The 20,124-nt window shown below is 71.6% G+C and carries 5 protein-coding genes; all 5 read right to left on the reverse strand.

Annotated elements, in window-relative coordinates:
* Positions 1-55 precede the first annotated feature (55 nt).
* Positions 56-5,794, reverse strand: coding sequence for an nSTAND1 domain-containing NTPase (locus WMF14_RS04080; protein WP_437798868.1), 5,739 nt, complete (start codon positions 5,792-5,794; stop codon positions 56-58).
* A 97-nt stretch (positions 5,795-5,891) separates the two neighbouring features.
* On the reverse strand, positions 5,892-11,591 hold the full coding sequence (locus tag WMF14_RS04085; protein ID WP_437798869.1) for an nSTAND1 domain-containing NTPase: 5,700 nt from the start codon (positions 11,589-11,591) through the stop codon (positions 5,892-5,894).
* Positions 11,592-12,498: 907 nt separating this feature from the next.
* The gene (locus WMF14_RS04090) at positions 12,499-18,126 is read right to left on the reverse strand and encodes an nSTAND1 domain-containing NTPase (protein WP_437798870.1); all 5,628 of its coding nucleotides are present in this window, start codon (positions 18,124-18,126) and stop codon (positions 12,499-12,501) included.
* Between the two features lie 145 nt (positions 18,127-18,271).
* Positions 18,272-19,261 carry a lipase family protein gene (locus WMF14_RS04095; RefSeq protein WP_437798871.1) on the reverse strand — a complete coding sequence of 330 codons (990 nt, stop codon included), beginning with the start codon at positions 19,259-19,261 and terminating at the stop codon, positions 18,272-18,274.
* Positions 19,262-19,722: 461 nt separating this feature from the next.
* Positions 19,723-19,965: a ComEA family DNA-binding protein gene (locus WMF14_RS04100; RefSeq protein ID WP_437798872.1), complete on the reverse strand. Its 243-nt coding sequence runs from the start codon at positions 19,963-19,965 to the stop codon at positions 19,723-19,725.
* Between the last annotated feature and the right edge of the window lie 159 nt (positions 19,966-20,124).

Genomic DNA, 20,124 nt, shown 5'->3' on the forward strand with positions numbered 1-20,124 from the left:
ACCCGACCCAGGTTGGGCATCACCGGTCGGCTGAGTCGCTCGGACGGACAGCCGGTTATGGTCGGGTCTCCGGGGTAGCGGCGCGAGCCTCCTCCACGCGGCGCAGGCAGGCGTCCCGGTTCGCTCGGGCCATGGGCTCGGGCACGCGAAGGAGCTCTATCCTCCGCTCGACGGGTATGCAGTAGGTGGTCGCGGTCCACAGCTTCGGGTCGTCGACACCGCGGAGCGGCTCGAGGTTGGTCCACACCCGCACGAGCTTGTCGTCGGACGCGGTGACGATCCGCTTGCCATCCGGACTGAAGGCCACGGCGTTGACCGGAGAGTCGGAGACGCGCAGGACCAGTGGCTCGCCCGAACCGTCGGCGTTCCACACCCGCGCTGTCTTGTCCTGGGACCCAGTGACGATGCGTCTCCCGTCGGGGCTGAACGCTGCCCCTATGGCCCAGTGGTCGTGGCCACGAAGCACCAGGGGCTCGCCCGTGCCATCGGCATTCCATACCCGCGCGGTCTTGTCATAGGACGCGGTGACGATGCGCTTGCCGTCGGGACTGAACACCGCCGAACGGATCCGGCCTTCATGGCCCCGAAGGATGATGGGCGCGGCTGTGCCGTCAGCGTTCCACACGCGCGCGGTCTTGTCCCAGGACGCGGTGACGATGCGCTTGCCGTCGGGGCTGAACGCCGCCGCTTCGACCCGATCCTCGTGGCCCCGAAGGATGATGGGCGCGCCTGTGCCGTCAGCGTTCCACACGCGCGCGGTCTTGTCCCAGGACGCGGTGACGATGCGCTTGCCGTCGGGGCTGAACGCGGCCGAGTAGATCTCGCTCTGGTGACCGCGCAGGACCACGGGCGTGCCTGTGCCGTCGGCGTTCCACACGCGCGCGGTCTTGTCCCAGGACGCGGTGACGATGCGCTTGCCGTCGGGGCTGAATGCGGCCGAGTAGACCTCGCTCTGGTGACCGCGCAGGACCACGGGCGTGCCTGTGCCGTCGGCGTTCCACACGCGCGCGGTCTTGTCGTACGACGCCGACGCGATGCGCCTGCCGTCAGGGCTGAACGCCGCCCCCAGCACCCCCTTCCCGTGCCCCCGAAGGAGGATGGGCGCGCCGGTGCCATCGGCGTTCCACACGCGTGTGGTCTTGTCCCAGGACGCGGTGACGATGCGCTTGCCGTCGGGGCCGAACGCCGCGGAACCGATACCGTCCTCATGACCCCGGAGGACCATGGGCGCGCCGGTGCCGTCAGCGTTCCACACGCGCGCGGTCTTGTCCCAGGACGCGGTGACGATGCGCTTGCCATCGGGGCTGAACGCGGCCGAATAGATCACCTCGTCGTGACCCCGGAGGACCAGGGGCGCGCCGGTGCCGTCGGCGTTTTGCACCCACGCCGTCTGGTCCCAGGACGCGGTGACGACGCGCTTGCCATCGGGGCTGAACGCCGCAGAAGTGAGCCGGTCGTCGTGACCTCGGAGGATCACGGGTGCGCCCGTGCCGTCAGCGTTCCACACGCGCGCGGTCTTGTCCCAGGACGCGGTGACGACGCGCTTGCCGTCGGGGCTGAACGCCGCCGAACTGAGCCGATCGTGGTGACCCCGGAGGACCACGGGCGTGCCCGTGCCATCGGCGTTCCACACGCGCGCGGTCCCGTCGTGCGACGCGGTGACGACGCGCTCGCCGTCGGGGCTGAACGCGGCCGAAGTGACCCGATCGTCGTGCCCCCGGAGGACCACGGGCGTGCCCGTGCCATCGGCGTTCCGCACGCGCGCGGTCCCGTCGTGCGACGCGGTGACGACGCGCTTGCCGTCGGGGCTGAACGCGGCCGAAGCGACCCGATCGTCGTGACCACGAAGGACGATGGGCTCGCCCGTGCCATCGGCGTTCCACACGCGCGCGGATCCATCGGAGCAGGCCGTGACGATGCGCTCGCCGTCGGGGCTGTAGCGCGCGTCCATGACCCAGTCGGGATGGCTGAGCACCGCGCGAGCGACCCCGCCGTGCAGCGCCGACCACTCCAGGAAGTCCCACCCTCGCGGCACATTCGGCGGCTCGACCTCGCGCAGGATCGCGAGCACGGTCGTGGCATCGGTTTGCAGCTCGCGGGCCGTGGCCATGCGGGTCGCGTTGCGCGCCTCCCGGGCTTCGACCTGCGCGCGAGCCGCCTCCTGGTCCGCGCGCATGGCCTGCTGATTGGCGCGCGTGGCCTGCTGATTGGCACGGATCGCCAGGAACGACACGATGACCGCGATCGCGCTCAGCGAGACGGCCGTGCCGACGGCGAGCCGCCGGCGCAGACGCCGCGCGTGCTCGACCAGGCCCACGACGGCCAGCAGGTATTGCTCCTCGCGCTTGCCGAGCCCGACGTGCCAGTCGGCTCCCCGGTCGGCGCGACGGCGCTCGTGCCACGCCCTCGCGTCCTCCGCCGCGCGGTCGCGCCAGAGCAGCCCCTCGGCCTCACCGCTCGCCTTCCACTGCTGGGCCGCGGCGCGCAGCCGGGCCAGGAACTGCGCGTCTTGCTCGCTCTCGGCGAGCCACTGGCCGAGCTTCGGCCACCTGTCAATCAAGGATTCGTGGACCAGCTCCACCGTCGTGCGGTCGCGCGCTCCTCCGGCCTCGTCGCTGCCAGCCTCGATGTGCAGGAGCCGCGCGCCCGCCAGGCGCTGGACCACCTGCGCGATCGCGTCGCCGGCAGCGCCATCGCCTTCCTGCGCTGCCTCGCGGAGCTCCTCCAGGCTCACCACCGCGCGCGTGCGCTCGGGCGTGACCAGGCGCAGGAGCACCGCCCGGGCCAGCCGCTGCTCGCGCGACGGCAGCGACGAGAGCACCGCGTCCGCGTGGGCGGACAGCGCGCCGGCGACGCCGCCGAGGCGTGCATAGCTGTCCCGCGTGAGCAGCCGCCGCGCGCGATCCCGCGCCTCCCACAGCTTCGCGGCCGTGAACTGCAAGAGCGGGAGCGGGCTCCGCGTGCCCTCCAGCGTGCCCAGCATGTGCTCGATCATCTCGGCGGTCTCGAAGCGAACCCCGGCCGCCTCGAGCGGCCGCGTGAGGGCCTCGCGCAGGCCATCGCGCCCCATGGGCCGCAGGAACCAGAGCCCGTGGATCACGTCGGTCATGAAATTGCGGTCCTCGGCCACGCGCTCGAGGAAGTCCGAGCGGACGGCGAGCAGGACGCGCAGGGGCGACGACGCGTCGTCGGCCGCGCCCTCCAGGCAGGCGACGAACGCCGCCAGCTCCTCGGAGGGGGCTCCGAGCGTATAGAGCTCCTCGAGCTGGTCGACGAAGAGCAGGATACGGCGCCTCCTCCCTTCATGGCGACAGCGCGCGCGCAGCCGGGCGCCCAGGGCACCTGGCTGGGTGCGCAAGGTGGCGACCAGCGCGTCATGATCGGGGAGCTCGGGAGCGCCCTTCGCTGCCCCGCTCCCCGCCGTCGCCCCAGGCGTGGACTCCGCCTCGGCGACCTGCACGAGCACATCGGCGAGCGCGGACAGCGGACGGCGCCCCGGCCGCAGGACGAACGCCTCCCAGTGGCCTTCGGCTCCCTTCAAGGCGGGGATCACGCCCGCGCGCACGAACGACGACTTGCCCGCCCCGGAGGGTCCGGCGATGACGAGGAGCTGCTGGCTCCGCACCCGCGTCGTCATGGCGGCGATGTCCCGATCGCGGCCGAAGAAGCGCGCGGCGTCCGCCTCCTGGAAGGCGGACAGGCCGGCGAACGGGCTCTCGTCCTCGCCCAGCTGGAGCGCCCTCCGGCCGGGCAGGAGCGCCTCGAGCTCGGCGAGGAGCTCCCTGGCCGAGCCGATGCGCTCGGCCTTGCGCTTCTTCAGGCAGCGGTCCACGAGGGCGCCGAGCGCGCCCACGTCCGGGCGCCTCTCGCCCAGGCTGGGCATGGGGACATCGACGTCGACGATGGCCGAGAGGCGCGCGTACGAGAACGGGTGCAGCGGGTGCTCCCCCGTGAGCAGCTCGTAGAGCAGGATGCCCACGGCCCAGAGGTCGGTGCGACAATCCACGTCGCTGCCCTGCAATTGCTCGGGCGACATGTAGTGAGGCGTGCCCACGACCGCGCTCTTCCGGTGCTGGACAGCGTCTCCGGTGAGCGCCGCCCGCGCGCCCGTGATCGTCGGGGCCGCGCCCGCGTCGATCTGCTTGGCGATGCCGAAATCGAGCACCTTGATGCATCCGGCGTCATCCAGGCGGATGTTCTCCGGCTTGAGATCGCGGTGCACGATCCCGTGCTCGTGCGCGCAGAGCAGCGCGCGAACCACCGGGACCACGAGCTCGACCGCCTGGCGGGGCGACATCGGCCCGGGCGGCGCGGCGGCGGGCGACCCGGGCGCGCCGGGGCGCTCGCGCTGGGCCATCCATTCGCGGAGCGTGCGACCCGGGATGTACTCGAGCACGAGGTAGGGACATCCAAGGATCTCGTCGACCTCGTGGATGACGACGATGTTCTCGTGCCTGCAGCGCGCGGTGGCCCGCGCCTCGTCCAGGAAGCGCTCGATCCTGTGCCCTGTGTAACGGCGGAGGAGCTTGATCGCGACCAGGCGGCCGAGCTTCGTGTCGCGGGCCAGGTACACGACCCCCATGCCGCCCCGGCCCAGCTTGCGAATGATCTCGTAGTGCTTGAGGACGTCGCCGGCCTTCAGGTGCATGCGGCCCGCGATGGGCTCGGCCGGCGCCCCCGCATCGCCGGTCCGGAGAGGCACGGCGTCGCGCGCTTGCCCGCTGGATGTCAGGCTGGCCGGGACCTCGGCGAGCGTGCGCGCGGGCTCCTCACTGGAGGTCCCGAGCGCGCCCAGGTCGTCAGGGTGGATCGCCGCGTCCCGTCCCGAGGCGGTCAGGGCGCAGCCGGCGGCCTCCTCTCGCCTCGCCCCGGCCCCGCTCGGCGCGGCGTCCAGGATCAGGTCCTCCCGGCGGAGCCCGGCCACCTCGCAGGCGTCGAGCTCGCGCAGCAGATCGTCCGCCGTGCCGGCCCGCGCCGCGACATCCTCGATCGTCGCCCGTCGCAAGATGGCCCCGAGCGGGTGATCGAGGAGCGCCCGCGGGATCCGGCCGGGCTCGCCGCCTTCCGGCGTGAGAGCGTCCCCATCCGGAGACATTCCGCGAGCTGCCCGCCTGCCCGTGAGGCACTCGAGGAACACGAGCCCCCACGCGTACAGGTCCGAGCGCGCTATCGGCGCGAACCCCCGGCGCTGCTCGGGCGCCGCGTAGGCCTGCGCGCCGATGAGCTCGGTGCCGGAGGCGCGCGCTCCGTCCTCTTCGCCGGGCGCTCCGGCGGCGACCGCGGCAAAGCCGAAGCCGAACAGCAGCGCGCTCCGCTCTGCCCCCGAGGGCACGACCATCACGTGGGCCGGCCGGACGTCCCCGTGGACGATGCCCTGCCGGTGCGCGCAGGCCAGCGCGTCGAGGACCTGCCTCATCAGGCGTCGCGCCTCCTGCGGCTCGAGCGCGCCGCGGACCGACAGCAGCTCGGCCAGGCTCTGCCCGGGCGCGCGCTCGAACACGGTATAGAGCAGCCCCTCGTCCGTCTGTCCCGCGTCGATGAGCCGGACGATGCTGGGATGGCGGAGCCGCGCGCAGCGGCCCATCTCCCGCAGGAAGCCCGCGCGGCGGCGTCGCGCGATGCCCCCGGAGACCCCCTCCGGGAGGATGCGTACGACCTCGAGGACGACGGGCCGCCCACCCGCGATCTGCCGCCCGTGGTAGATCGCGGCGTGGGGTGTCTCCCAGGGCGGGGAGAGGATCTCGTAGCGGCCCTGGAACAACGTCCTTGGAGCGAGGGTCACCTGGTTCATCATGGCCCCCTCCGGTCCACCCGCTCGCCTCGGCCGAGGACGATGCGGAGCTCCTTGCCCCCTGAACTACCCATTCTCCCGTCCTCTCCCTTCTTTCTGCTCAAGGCTGCTCCCGGGCCGCCCCGCGGGCCTCCTCGACGCGGCGCAGGCAGGCTTCCAAGTCGGCCCGGGCCATGGCTTCGGGTACGCGAAGGAGCGCTGTCCTCCGATCGACGGGCATGCAGTAAGCTGTCGCGGTCCACAGCCGCGGATCACCGATGCCGCGGAGCGGCTCCAGATCGGTCCACACCCGCACGACCTTGTCGTCGGATGCGGTGACGATGCGCTTGCCATCGGGGCTGAAGCTCGCGTCATTGATCGCGGCTTCAGAGCCACGAAGGACCAGGGGTTCGCCTGTGCCGTCGGCGTTCCACACCCGCGCCATCGTGTCCTGTGATGCGGTGACGATGCGCTTGCCGTCAGGGCTGAACATCGCCGATTGCACCCAGTGCTCGTGACCGCGAAAGACGATGGGCGCGCCGGTGCCGTCGGCATTCCACACCCGAGCGGTCTTGTCGTAGGATGCGGTGACGATGCGCTTGCCGTCAGGGCTGAACGCCGCCCGACGGACGCGATTTCCGTGACCCCGAAGGACGATGGGCGCGCCGGTGCCGTCGGCGTTCCACACGCGCGCCGTCGTGTCCCAGGACCCGGTGACGATGCGCTTGCCGTCAGGGCTGAACGCCGCCGAAGCGACCTGCTCCTCGTGACCCCGAAGAACGATGGGCTCGCCCCTGCCGTCAGCGTTCCACACGCGCGCGGTCCCGTCCCAGGACGCGGTGACGATGCGCTCGCCGTCAGGGCTGAACGCCGCGGAAGAGACCACATCCTGGTGGCCGCGCAGGACCACGGGCTTGCCGGAGCCGTCGGTGTTCCACACTCGGGCGGTCTTGTCGTAGGACGCGGTGACGACGCGCCTGCCGTCGGGGCTGAACGCCGCGGAGCAGAGCCGACTCTCGTGGCCGCGCAGGACCACCGGCTTGCCGGAGCCGTCAGCGTTCCACACGCGCGCGGTCCTGTCCCAGGAAGCGGTGACGATGCGCTCGCCGTCAGGGCTGAACGCCGATGTATAGACCTGATCCTCGTGGCCACGAAGGGGGATGGGCTCGCTCGCGTCCTCGGCGCTCCACACGCGAGCGGTCCCGTCCCAGGAAGCGGTGACGATGCGCTCGCCACCGGGGCTGAACGCCGCGGAATTAACTCCACCGTCGTGACCACGGAGGGCCACGGACTGGCCCTTGCCGTCAGCGTTCCACACGCGAGCGGTCTCGTCGTGGGACGCGGTGACGATGCGCCTGCCGTCAGGGCTGAACGCCGCCGAAAAGACCCGATCCTCATGGCCGCGAAGGACCACGGGCTCGCCGGACCCGTCGGCGCTCCACACCCGGGCGGTCCTGTCCCAGGAGCCGGTGGCGATGCGCTTGCCGTCAGGGCTGAAGGTGGCCGAGACGACCCGATCCTGGTGGCCGCGCAGGAGTATGGGCTCGCCGGAGCCGTCGGCGTTCCACACCCGAGCGGTCCTGTCCCAGGAGCCGGTGGCGATGCGCTTGCCGTCGGGGCTGAACGTCGCAGACTCGATCCGATCCTCATGACCGCGAAGGACCACGGGCTCGCTGGAGCCGTCGGCGCTCCACACCCGCGCGGTCCTGTCCCAGGAGCCGGTGACGATGCGCTTGCCGTCGGGGCTGAACGTGGCTGAAGTCACCGGACCCTGGTGACCGCGCAGGACCATGGGCTCGCCGGAGCCGTCGGCGTTCCACACGCGAGCGGTCTTGTCGTAGGACGCGGTGACGATGCGCTTGCCGTCGGGGCTGAACGCCGCCGAAGAGACCCGATCCTTGTGGCCTCGAAGGACCACGGGCGCGCCTGTGCCGTCGGCATTCCACACCCGCGCGGTCCCGTCGGCGCAGGCCGTGACGATGCGCTTGGCGTCGCGGCGATAGGCTGCGTGGCTGACCAAGTCCGGGTGGCTGAGCACCGCGCGCGCGAGCCGTCTGTGCAGCGCCCAGCGCGCGAGGACGGCCCACCCTCGCGGTACGTCGGGCGGCTCGATCTCGCGCAAGATCGCCAGCACGGTCGTGGGATCGGCCTGCAGCTCACGCGCCGTCGCCATGCGGGTCGCGTTGCGCGCTTCCCGCGCTTCGGCCTGCCGGCGGGCCGCCTCCTGGTCGGCGCGCGCGGCTTCATGGTGAGCGTCTATCGCCAGGCACGACACGAGGAACGCGACCATGCCGAGCGTGGCGATCACGCCCATGACGAGCCACTGGCGCAGGCGCCGCGCGCGCTCGAGGAGGGCCACGACGGCCAGCAGGTAGCGCTCCTCGCGCTCGCTGAGCGCCACGCGAAGGTCGGCTCCCTGGGCGGCGCGACGGCGCTCGTACCACGCCCTGGCGTCCTCCGCCGCGCGATCTCGCCACAGCAGCCCCTCGGCTTCACCGCTTGCCTCCCACTGCTGGGCCGCGACGTGCAGCTGGGCCAGGAGCTGCGCGTCTTGTTCGCTCTCGGCGAGCCACAGCGCGAGCTTCGGCCACCTCTCGATCAAGGACTCGTGGATCAGCTCCACGGTCGTGCCCCCGCTATCTCCGCCTGCCTCTGCGCCCGCCGCGATGAGCAAGAGCCGCGCGCCGGCCAGGTGCTGGATCACCTGCGCGACGGACCCGGCGCCGTCTCCGGCGCCGCCCCGCGCGAGCTCGTGGAGCTCGTGCATTCCCACCACCGCGCGCGTGCGCTCGGGCGTGACCAGGCGCAATAGCACCGCGCGAGCCAGCCGCTGCTCGCGCAGCGGCAGCGCCGAGAGCACCGCGTCGGCGTGGGCGGACAGGGCGCCGGCGACGCCGCCGAGCCGCTCATAGCTGGCCCGCGTGAGGAGCCGGCGCCCGCGATCCCGCGCCTCCCAGAGCTTGCCGGCCGTGAACTGCAGGAGCGGCAAGGGGCTCCGCGTGCCCTCCAGCGTGCCCAGCATGTGCTCGACGATCTCCGCGGTCTCGAAGCGATACCCGACCGCCTCGAGCGGCCGCGTCAAGGCCTCGCGCAGGCCGTCGCGCCCGAGGGAAGGCAGGAACGAGAGCCCGCGGGTCACGTCGAGCATGAAGCCGCGGTGCTCGGCCAGGCTGTCGAGGAAATCCGAGCGGATGGCGAGCAGGACGCGCAGGGGCGACGACGCGTCGTCGGCCACGCCCTCCAGACACGCGACGAACGCCGCCCGCTCCTCGGGGGCGGCGCCGAGCGTGTAGAGCTCCTCGAACTGATCGATGAAGAGCAGGACGCGGTGCCCGGGCCCGTCACGGCGGCAGCGCGCGCGCAGCCGGGCGCCCAGAGAACCCGGCTCGTCGCGCAGGAGGGCGACGAGCCCGTCGTGGTTGGGGAGCTCGAGCCCGGGCGAGCCCGCCGTCGCGCTCGTCCTGCGCTCCGCCTCGCCGACCTGCACGAGCACATCGGCGAGCGCGTACAGCGGCCGGCGCCCCGGGCGGAGGATGAACGACTCGCCGCAGATCCCGGCCGCCTTCAGGGCCGGGATCACGCCCGCGCGCACGAACGACGACTTGCCCGCCCCGGAGGGCCCGGCGACGGCCAGGAGCTGCTGGGTGCGCAGCCTCGCCGCCATGGCGGCGATCTCGTGGTCGCGGCCGAAGAAGCGCGCGGCGTCGGCCTCCTGGAACGCGGACAGGCCGGCGAACGGGCTCTCGCCCTCGCCCAGGTCGAGCGACTTTCGGCCTGGCAGGAGCGCCTCGAGCTCGGCGAGGAGCTCCATGGCCGAGCCGATGCGCTTGGCCCTGTGCTTCTTCAGGCAGCGGTCGACGAGGGCGCCGAGCGCGCCCATCTCCGGATGCCGCTCGCTCAGGCTGGGCATCGGGACGTCGAGATCCGCGATGGCCGGGAGCCGCGCGACCGAGAACGGGTGCAGCGGATGCTTGCCCGTGAGCAGCTCGTAGAGGATGACGCCCACCGCCCAGAGGTCGGCGCGAGCATCGATGTCCATACCCAGCAATTGCTCGGGCGCCATGTAGCCAGGTGTGCCGACGACCGCGCTCTGCCGGTGCTGGCCAGCACCTCCGGCGAGCGCCGTCGGCGCGCTCGCGAGCGAGGGGACCACGCTCGCGTCGATCCGCTTGGCGAGGCCGAAATCGAGCACCTTGATGCAGCCCGCGTCGTCAACGCGGATGTTCTCCGGCTTGAGATCGCGGTGCACGATCCCGAGCTCGTGCGCGCAGACCAGCGCGCGAATCACCGGAATCATGAGCTCGACCACTTGGCCGGGCGACATCGGGCCGGGCGGCGTAGGAGCGAAGGGCGATCCCCGCGTGGCGGAGCGTTCGCGCTGGGCCATCCATTCGCGCAGCGAGCGACCCTTGATGTACTCGAGCACGAGGTAGGGGTATCCGCGGATCTCGTCGACCTCGTGGATGACGACGATGTTCTCGTGCCTGCAGCGCGCCGTGGCCCGCGCCTCGTCGAGGAAGCGCTCGATTCCCTGCCCGGTGTATCTGAGGAGGAGCTTGACCGCGACGAGGCGGCCGAGCTTCGTGTCGCGGGCCAGGTAAACGATCGACATGCCGCCCCGGCCCAGCTTGCGGATGATCTCGTAGTGCTTGAGGGCGTCGCCGGCCTTCAGGTGCACGCGGTCCGCGACGGGCTCCACCGGCGTCCCCGCATCACCGGTCCGGAGAGGCACGGTGTCGCGCGCTTGCCCGCTGGATGTCGGGCTGGCCGGGACCTCGGCGAGCGTGTATGTGCGCGCGGGCTCCGCGCCGGAGGTCCCGGGCGTGCCCAGGCCGTCCTGCTGAGTCGCGCCGTCTCGTTCCGACGCGGTCAGGGCGCGGCCGGAAGCCTCCTCCCTCTTCAGCTCCTCGCCGCTCGGCGTGTCGTCCAAAGTCAGGTCCTCCCTGCGGAGCCCGGCCACCTCGCAGGCGTCGAGCTCGGACAGCAGGCCGTCGGCCGTGGCGGCCCGCGCGGCGATGTCCTCGATCGTCGCGCGTCGCAAGAGGGACCCGAGCGGGTGATCGAGGAGGGCGCGAGGGATCCGGCCGGGCTCACCGCGCTCCGGCCGGGGAGCGTCCCCGTCCGGCGACAGGCCGCGACCCAGCCGCCTGCCCGTGAGGCACTCGAGGAACACGAGCCCCCACATGTACAGATCCGAGCGCGCGATCGGCGGAAATCCTCGGCGCTGCTCGGGCGCCGCGTAGAACTGCGAGCCGACGAACTCGGTGCCCGAGGCGTGCCCTTCGTCCCGTGTACCGGCGGCGAGCGCGGCGAAGCCGAAGCCGAACAGCAGCGCGCGCCGCTCTGCCCCGGAGGAGGCGATCATCACGTGGACCGGCCTGACGTCCCCGTGGACGATGCCCTGCCAGTGCGCGCAGCTCAGCGCGTCGAGGACCTGCCTCATCAGGCGTCGCGCCTCCTCTGGCTCGAGGGCGCCGCGGGCCGATAGCAGCTCGGCCAGGCTCTGCCCGGGTGCGCGCTCGAAGACGGCATAGAGCTGCCCCTCGTCCGTCTGCCCCGCGTCGATGGACCGGGCGATGCCAGGATGGCGGAGCCGCGCGCAGCGGCGCATCTCCAGCAGAAAGCGCGCGCGGCGGCGGCGCGCGACGTCGCCGGAGGCCCCCTCCGGGAGGAGGCGAATGACCTCGAGGACGACCGGCTGCCCATTCGCGAGCTGCCGCCCGTGGTAGATCGCGGCGTAGGGGGTCTCCCAGGGCGAGTAGAGGATCTCGTAGCGGTCCTGGAACAACGTCCTTGGAGCAAGGGTCACCTGGTTCATCATGGCCCCTCCGGTCGCGGCCGCCTCGCGTGGCAGTTGCGGGCGAAACGTCCTCATCCGGATCGATGTCGCCGACGCAGCGAGCCCGGTGGTCGAGCTTGCCCCGCGCCCGCGAAGAGAGCTCGATGAGGTGGCCGGCCCGGCTCTGGGGCAGCCAGCCTCGCTGCCCTACCGCTTCTTCTTCGGGCAGCCAACCTCGCTGCCCATCGCTTCTTCTATAGAGTCGTCTCCGCCCCTCGTCCGGCACAAGCGTGTATCCAGCGCACCTCACGGGCGCGCGTGCCGCCAGCCGCCCTGCCGGACGAGCATGGCATCAAGCCAGCTGGCGAAGGGAGCGAATGCAGAGGGCGCTCTGGAGCAGAGGGTGCCTGGGACAGCACGCGCGCGGCGCAGCGCAGCGGGCGCTCCGGCCTGGCCTTGTGGCCTCAGCCGCCGCAGGACCAGGCACGCTCGGCGTGCCCTGCCCGGCCCCCCGGACGTGCTGGGCTCTGACGGAGACGATGGGGAGGAAGGGGAGTCGCTGGGGTTTCCGCCGTGAGGGCGTAGGGCGGCGCGAGAGGGGAGGCGGAACGGGGAGGTCGCGATGGGGTGGGGCGGCCTCGCGAGGGGGGCGGGTCGGTCGGGACCGAAACGGGAGGCCTCGGAGGGCGAGGCGGGGTGGTCGCGACGTGGCGGAGCGGCCTCGCGAGGGGGGTCGGATCGGTCTGAAACCGAAACGGGCGGCCTCGGAGGGGGAGGCGGGGAGGTCGCGATGTGGCGGAGCGGCCTCGCGAGGGGGGCGGGTCAGGTCGAAACCGCAACGGGCGGCCTCGGAGGGGGCGCGACGAGGTCGCGACGTGGCAGCGTGGCATGGCGAGGGGGGCGGCGGAGCCGAGACCGGAATGGATGGCCACCGAAGGGCGGAAACAGCTCACCGCTGCTCCCGGGCCGCCGCGCGGGCCTCCTCGACGCGGCGCAGGCAGGCTTCCCGGTCGGCTCGGGCCATGGATTCGGGCATGCTAAGGAGCTCTATCCTCCGCTCGACGGGCATGCAGTAGGTGGTCGCGGTCCACTGCTTCGGGTCGTCGGCACCGCGGAGCGGATCGAGGTCGGTCCACACCCGCACGAGCTTGTCGTCGGACGCGGTGACGATGCGCTTGCCATCCGGACTGAAGGCCACAGCGTTGACCGGAGAGTCGGAGACGCTCAGGACCTGTGGCTCGCCCGAACCGTCGGCGTTCCAGACCCGCACGGTCTTGTCCTGGGACCCTGTGACGATGTGTTTCCCGTCGGGGCTGAACGCTGCCCCTATGGCCCAGTGCTCGTGGCCGCGCAGGACCAGGGGCTCGCCCGTGCCATCGGCATTCCATACCCGCGCGGTCTTGTCATAGGACGCGGTGACGATGCGCTTGCCGTCGGGACTGAACGCCGCCGAACGGACCCGGCCCTCATGGCCCCGAAGGATGATGGGCGCGCCGGTGCCGTCAGCGTTCCACACGCGTGCGGTCTTGTCCCAGGACGTGGTGACGATGCGCTTGCCGTCGGGGCTGAACGCGGCCGAAGTGACCCGATCGTCGTGACCCCGGAGGACCACGGGCGTGCCGGTGCCATAGGCGTTCCACACGCGCGCGGTCTTGTCCCAGGACGCGGTGACGATGCGCTTGCCGTCGGGGCTGAACGCCGCCGAGTAGACCTCGCTCTTGTGGCCGCGCAGGACCACGGGCGTGCCAGTGCCGTCGGCGCTCCACACGCGTGCGGTCTTGTCCCAGGACGCGGTGACGATGCGCTTGCCGTCGGGGCTGAACGCCGCCGAGAAGACCTCGCTCTTGTGACCGCGCAGGACCACGGGCGTGCCTGTGCCGTCGGCATTCCACACGCGCGCGGTCCTGTCCCAGGACGCGGTGACGATGCGCCTGCCGTCAGGGCTGAACGCTGCCCCCAGCACCCCCTTCCCGTGGTCCCGAAGGATGATGGGCGCGCCTGTGCCGTCAGCGTTCCACACGCGCGCGGTCTTGTCCCAGGACGCGGTGATGATGCGCTTACCGTCGGGGCCGAACGCCGCGGAAGCGATACCCTCCTCATGGCCCCGAAGGATGATGGGCGCGCCGGTGCCGTCAGCGTTCCACACGCGCGCGGTCTTGTCCCAGGACGCGGTGACGATGCGCTTGCCATCGGGGCTGAACGCGGCCGAATAGATCACCTCGTCGTGACCCCGGAGGACCAGGGGCGCGCCGGTGCCGTCGGCATTTTGTACCCACGCCGTCTGGTCCCAGGATGCGGTGACGACGCGCTTGCCATCGGGGCTGAACGCCGCAGAAGTGAGCCGGTCGTCGTGACCCCGGAGGACCACGGGTGCGCCCGTGCCATCGGCGTTCCACACACGCGCGGTCCTGTCGTGCGACGCGGTGACGACGCGCTTGCCGTCGGGGCTGAACGCGGCCGAATAGATCACCTCGTCGTGACCCCGGAGGACCACGGGCGTGCCAGTGCCATCGGCGTTCCACACGCGCACGGTCCTGTCGTGCGACGCGGTGACGATGCGCTTGCCGTCGGGGCTGAACGTGGCCGAAGCGACCCGATCGCCGTGACCACGAAGGACGATGGGCTCGCCCGTGCCATCGGCGTTCCACACACGCGCGGTCCTGTCGTGCGACGCGGTGACGACGCGCTTGCCGTCGGGGCTGAACGTGGCCGAAGCGACCCGATCGCCGTGACCACGAAGGACGATGGGCTCGCCCGTGCCATCGGCGTTCCACACACGTGCGGCCCCATCGGCGCAGGCCGTGACGATGCGCTCGCCGCCGGGGCTGTAGCGCGCGTGCATGACCCAGTCGGGATGGCTGAGCACCGCGCGAGCGATCCCGCTGTGCAGTGCCCAGTGCGCGAGAACAGACCACCCTCGCGGCACATTGGGCGGCTCGACTTCGCGCAGTATCGCGATCACGGTCGTGGGATCGGCTTGCCTCTCGCGGGCTGTGGCCATGCGGGTCGCGTTGCGCGCCTCTCGGGCTCCGGCCCGCGCACTGGCCGCTTCCTGATCGGCACGCCGGGCTTCCTGGCTGGCGTCTATCGCCAGGCGCGACACGACGAGCGCGACCGCGCCGAGCGTGACGAGCACGCCCATCAGGAACTGCTGGCGCAGGCGCTGGCGCCGCGCCCGCTCGGACAGGTCCACGACGGCGAGCAGAAAGCGCTCCTCGCGCCTGCTGAGCCCGACGCGCCCACCCGCTCCGCGGGCAGCGCGGCGGCGCTCGTGCCACGCCCTGGCGTCTTCCGCCGTGCGATCGCGCCAGAGCAGCCCCTCGGCCTGACCGCTCGCCTCCCACTGCTGAGCGGCGGAGCGCAGCCGCGCCAGGAACTGCGCATCTTGCTCGCTCTCGGCGAGCCACTGCCCGAGCTTCGGCCACCTCTCGATCAAGGACTCGTGGACCAGCTCCACCGTCGCGCGATCGCACGCACCGCCGGTCTCCTCGCCAGTTTCGATGAGCAGGAGCCGCGCGCCGGCCAGGCGCTGGACCACCTGCACGACCGCGTCGCCGGCATCACCTTCGCCGTCCTGGGCCAGCTCGCGGAGCTCGCCCAGGCTCACCACCGCGCGCGTGCGCTCGGGCGTGACCAGGCGCAAGAGCACCGCCCGGGCCAGGCGCTGCTCGCGAGATGGGAGCGCCGAGAGCACCGCGTTCGCGTGGGCGGACAGGGCGCCGGCGACGCCGCCGAGCTGGTCATAGCTGTCCCGCGTCAAGACCCGGCGCGCGCGATCCCGCGCCTCCCAGAGCTGAGCGGCCGTGAACTGCAAGAGCGGCAAGGGGCTCCGCGTGCTCTCGAGCGTGCTCAGCATGTGCTCGACCATCTCCGCCGTCTCGAAGCGATGAGCGGCCGCCTCGATCGGCCTCGTCAAGGCTTCGCGCAGGCCGCCTCGCCCCATCGGCGGAAGGAACCAGAGCCCGCCGGTCACGTCGTTCATGAAATGCTGATCCTCGGCCATCCGATCGAGGAAATCCGAGCGGATGGCGAGCAGGACGCGCAGGGGCGACGACGCGTCGTCGGCCGCAGCTTCCAGGCAAGCGACGAACGCCGCCCGCTCCTCGGGCGCGGCGCCGAGCGTGTAGAGCTCTTCAAACTGATCGACGAAGACCAGGATTCGGTGCCCGGGTCCCGCGCGGCGACAGCGCGCGCGCAGCCGAACACCGAGATAGCCCGGCTGGGAGCGCAGGGTGGCGAGCAGCTCTTCGTGATCGGGGAGCTCGGGCGGACCCGTCGCTGCGCTGCTCGTGGACTCCGCCCCGGCGACCTGCACGAGCACATCGATGAGCGAGGACAGGGGACGGCGCCCCGGGCGCAGAACGAACGCTTCCCAGCGCTCCTCGGATCCCTTCAAGGCCGGGATCACCCCCGCGCGCACGAACGACGACTTGCCCGCCCCGGAGGGCCCGGCGACAGCCAGGAGCGGCTGGTTGCGCAGCCGCGCCGTCGTGGCGGCGATCTCGCGATCGCGGCCGAAGAAGCGCGCCGCGTCCGCCTCCTGGAAGGCGGACAGGCCGGCAAATGGGCTCTCCTCCTCGCCGAGGTCGAGCGCCTGTCGACCGGGCAAGAGCGCCTCGAGCTCGGCAAGGAGCTCCAGGGCCGAGCCGACGCGCTCGGCCTTGCTCTTCTTCAGGCAACGGTCGACCAGGGCGCCAAGCGCACCCACATCCGGGCGCTTCTCGCTGAGGCGGGGCATCGGAACATCGAGGCTCGCAATGTCCGAGAACCGCGCGCGCGAGAACGGCTCCAGCGGGTGCTTCCCCGTGAGCAGCTCGTACAGCATGATGCCAACGGCCCACAGGTCAGCGCGATGATCGACGTCCCCGCCCAGCAGTTGCTCGGGGGACATGTACCGTGGCGTGCCGACAGCCGCGCTTCTCCGGCGCTGGCCAGCGCCTCCGGCGAGCGCCGCCCGGGCGCTCGTCATCGTCGAGACCACCTTGGCCTCGATCTGCTTGGCGATGCCGAAATCGACCACCTTGATGCATCCGGCGTCATCCAGGAGGATGTTCTCCGGCTTGAGATCGCGGTGCACGATCCCGTGCTCGTGCGCGCACACAAGCGCGCGAATCACCGGCGTCATGAGCTCGATCACGACGTTTGGCGCCTTCGGGCCGGGCGGCGTGTGGGCGCCGGGCGACCCGGACGCGCCGGGGTGCTCGCGCTGGGCCATCCACTCGCGCAGCGTGGGACCCTTGATGTACTCGAGCACGAGGTAGGGACATCCAATGATCTCGTCGACCTCGTGGATGACCACGATGTTGTCGTGCCTGCAGCGCGCCGTGGCCCGCGCCTCGGCCAGGAAGCGCTCGATCCTGTGCCCGCTGTATCTGAGCAGGAGCTTGAGCGCGACAAGTCGTCCGAGCTTCGTGTCGCGGGCCAAGTACACGACGCTCATGCCGCCCTGGTCCAGCTTGCGGATGATCTCGTAATGCTTGATGCGGTCGCCGGCCTCCAGAGGGATGACGCCCCTTGCGGGCCCAGCGGACGGTGGCGCAGGCGCCTCCTCCTGGCAGGGCTCAGCGTTGCCTGTTCGCTCCTCCGGCATCCACGCCGCTGCCAGTCCCGGTGGAAGCGCGGCGCTGCCCGCTCGCTCCTCTGTCCTTCTCGCTGCTCCGATCGCCAGCTCGTCCGGCTTCATCAGGTCTTCCCGGCGGAGCCCGCCCACATCGCAGGCGTCGACCTCGCGCAGCAGGCCGTCGGCCGTGACGTCCCGCGCCGCGATCTCCTTGACCGTCGCCCGTCGCAAGAGGGTGCCGAGCGGGTGATCGAGGAGCGCTCGAGGCATCCTCACGGGCTCACGGCCATCTCGCTGGAGAGACACTCCTTCCGGCGGCCCGCCGCCGCCTGCACGCCTGCCCGTGAGGCACTCGAGAAACATGCGACCCCAGGCGTACAGGTCCGAGCGCGCCGTCGGCGGGAACCCCCGGCGCTGCTCGGGCGCCAGGTAAGCCTGCGAGCCCACGAGCTCGCGGCCGGACACGGGCGCTTCCTCCTGGTCCGCTCGCGCGACGGCGGCGACCGCGCTGAAGCCGAAGCCGAGCACCAGGGCGCTCCGCTGCGCCTCCGAGGGCGCGACCATCACGTGGGCCGGCCTGAGGTCCCCGTGGACGACGCCCTGCCGGTGCGCGTAGCCCAGCGCGTCGAGGACCTGCCTCATCAGGTGCCGCGCCTCCGGCGGCTCGAGCGGGCCTTGGGCCGACAGCAGCTCGGCCAGGCTCTGCCCGGGCACGCGCTCGAAGACCGCATAGAGCTGACCCGCGTCGGCCTGCCCCGCGTCGATGGGCCGGACGATGCCGGGATGGTGAAGCCGCGCGCAGCAGCGCATCTCCCGCAGAAATCGCGCGCTGCGACGGCGCGCCAGATCCGCGGGGCCGTCGTCCCGGGGGAGGCGCATGATCTTGAGGACGACCGGCTGCCCGCTCGCGATCTGCCGCCCCTCGTAGACGAGGGCGAGCCTGCTCTCCCGGAGCAGCGAGAGGATCTCGTAGCAGCCCTGGAACACCGTCCTTGGAGCGAGGTTCTCCTGGTTCATCACAGCCCCTCCGGTCGCTGCCGCCTCGCGCGGTGGCCTCGGGCGAGCGGTCACGCACCGTCAGATCGACGCGTCACGTGGCGCGCGGAGCCGGACGCCCACGGCGGCCCGGCGCCGCGCCGAGGGGCGGGGGCGCGGTGCCCGCCTACTCGAGCCTGAATCGGAAGATGGCCGGCTGGGCCGTGCCTACCTGCGACGCCTCCACGTAGTTGGCCGGCGAGTGATCGCCCCACGAGAACGGCACCGGCACCCATCGGATGATGGGCAGCTGCTCCTTCACCCAGGCGAAGATGCCGACCGCCGCGCTCACGAGGAACGTGCGCGTCTGGCCCGCGATCTTGCCCTCGTACGTCCACCCCTGCCCCCTCGAGCGGTACGCCCTCCCGAAGTGCACGAAGTACCCCGTCGAGAGCGGCGGCAGGCGCGGCACGATGTCGTTGGCATAGACGAATCGAAACAGCCTGTCCCCGAAGAGCTCTTCGGCCCTGGCAGCGAAGCCCGCGTCGCCGAGCATCGGCTGCCCGAACGTGTAGACCCCGCGGAGCCGCTGCCGGATCTCCCCGTACTTGCTGTCCGTGAACAGGCGCGCGGCGATGAGGGCCGCCATCGCTGCGCCCAGGCTGTGACCGGTGATGAAGAGCGCCTCCAGCTTGCCCTGGGCCTCGGGCGCATGCCCGGCAGCAGGCGTCGACGCGGCGCTGGGGCGCGGGGAGACCTCGGTGCCCGGAAGGACATCACGGATGTACTCGCCGCGGAGCGCCGCGCCGAGGTGTTTGTCGATGATCGACCACATCACATCGACGTTGCGGGCGAAGCCGCCGTGGACGTGCCCGAGCGAGCAATATCGCTGCGACACGACGCTCGCGTCCGTGAGCCAGTTGAAGAGGTTCCCCGGCTCGGTCCCCTTGACGCACAGGATGAGAAGGCGCCTGCACCTGCTCTGGATGAAGCAGACGTCGCTCGCCACGAAGAGCGCATCGTTCCGCACGCTGATCCTCGCGAGGTCCCAGTCGCCGTAAACCGACATCGCCTTCTCCAGCGTGTCCAGATCCGAGTACATCCACGCCGATGCCAGGGACAGGACGAGCGTCGCCTCGGCGTCGGGCTCGCGCACCGCCCGATCCACCCGCAACATCCGCTGGATCGTGCCTTGTTCGGCGGATGGTTCGGCCTCGGCATCCGATCCGGGGGCCGCTGACGGCCCCGCTATCTCCAGACACGGCGTGGCAACGATGGAATCGGTCATGAGCCCTCCCGTCATCAAGCTGCCTGGCTCCCCAGGACGCCGCTTCGTGCGAGTCGGACAGGCAAGCACCCTGCCACGGATCCTGTGTGCGCGCTCGACGAGCCTACCGCCGGCAGGTCCTCGATGCCAACCTGCGCGCCTGCGCCTGCGCGCGTCAAGCGACCAGGGCGAACGGGGCGGCATGGACGAAGCCGCTTCGCGACCATGTCGAACGGAGCCGCTTCGCCGCGGCGAGCAACAGCCCCGCCGCGCTCTCTCCCCGGCCGGGCCGACCCATGCCGCTCAAGGCCTCGTAGGGTGTCTCGACGCGCCCAGCCTCGAGAGCAGCCTCAGGCTGCTCTTTCGCTGTATCACCGAGACTCTGTACGGGGCGGCGTCGGCGTGCTCGCGTGCGTCACGTAAAAGCCCGCGTCCTTCAGGCTCTCTATCATCATGGTGCTGATGCCGGTCACCTGTTGGATTTGCTCCCAGCTGCTGAACCCCCCGAGCTCCTCGCGCTTCTGAACGATGATCTGCGCGCCTTCCTCGCTCACCTGGCTCACCCGTTGAAACTCCTCCGTGCCCGCCTTGTTGATGTCGGTCGTGTCAGCCATTCGCGCCTCCGGGCAAGCTCTGTGACTGCGGTCCTTTGGCCCTTGCCCGCCCAGAGCCTGGTGCAGCGTGCTTGCGATGGGGAGGGGCCCCGCGGCGTCGAACAGCAGGACCTGACCGGGCAGCCGCTCGGCGCGGGGGCTGCAAGCGCCGGCGGCGAC

Origin of the sequence: Sorangium sp. So ce693 (assembly GCF_051521375.1) — a bacterium.
Classification (GTDB): Bacteria; Myxococcota_A; Polyangia; order Polyangiales; family Polyangiaceae; genus Sorangium; species Sorangium atrum.

Excerpts from the sequence above, each read along its gene's own strand:
- WMF14_RS04095 (WP_437798871.1), bottom strand. The coding sequence starts at position 19,261 with ATGTTGCGGGTGGATCGGGCGGTGCGCGAGCCCGACGCCGAGGCGACG.
- WMF14_RS04090 (WP_437798870.1), bottom strand. The coding sequence starts at position 18,126 with ATGAACCAGGAGAACCTCGCTCCAAGGACGGTGTTCCAGGGCTGCTAC.
- WMF14_RS04085 (WP_437798869.1), bottom strand. The coding sequence starts at position 11,591 with ATGATGAACCAGGTGACCCTTGCTCCAAGGACGTTGTTCCAGGACCGC.
- WMF14_RS04080 (WP_437798868.1), bottom strand. The coding sequence starts at position 5,794 with ATGATGAACCAGGTGACCCTCGCTCCAAGGACGTTGTTCCAGGGCCGC.
- WMF14_RS04100 (WP_437798872.1), bottom strand. The coding sequence starts at position 19,965 with ATGGCTGACACGACCGACATCAACAAGGCGGGCACGGAGGAGTTTCAA.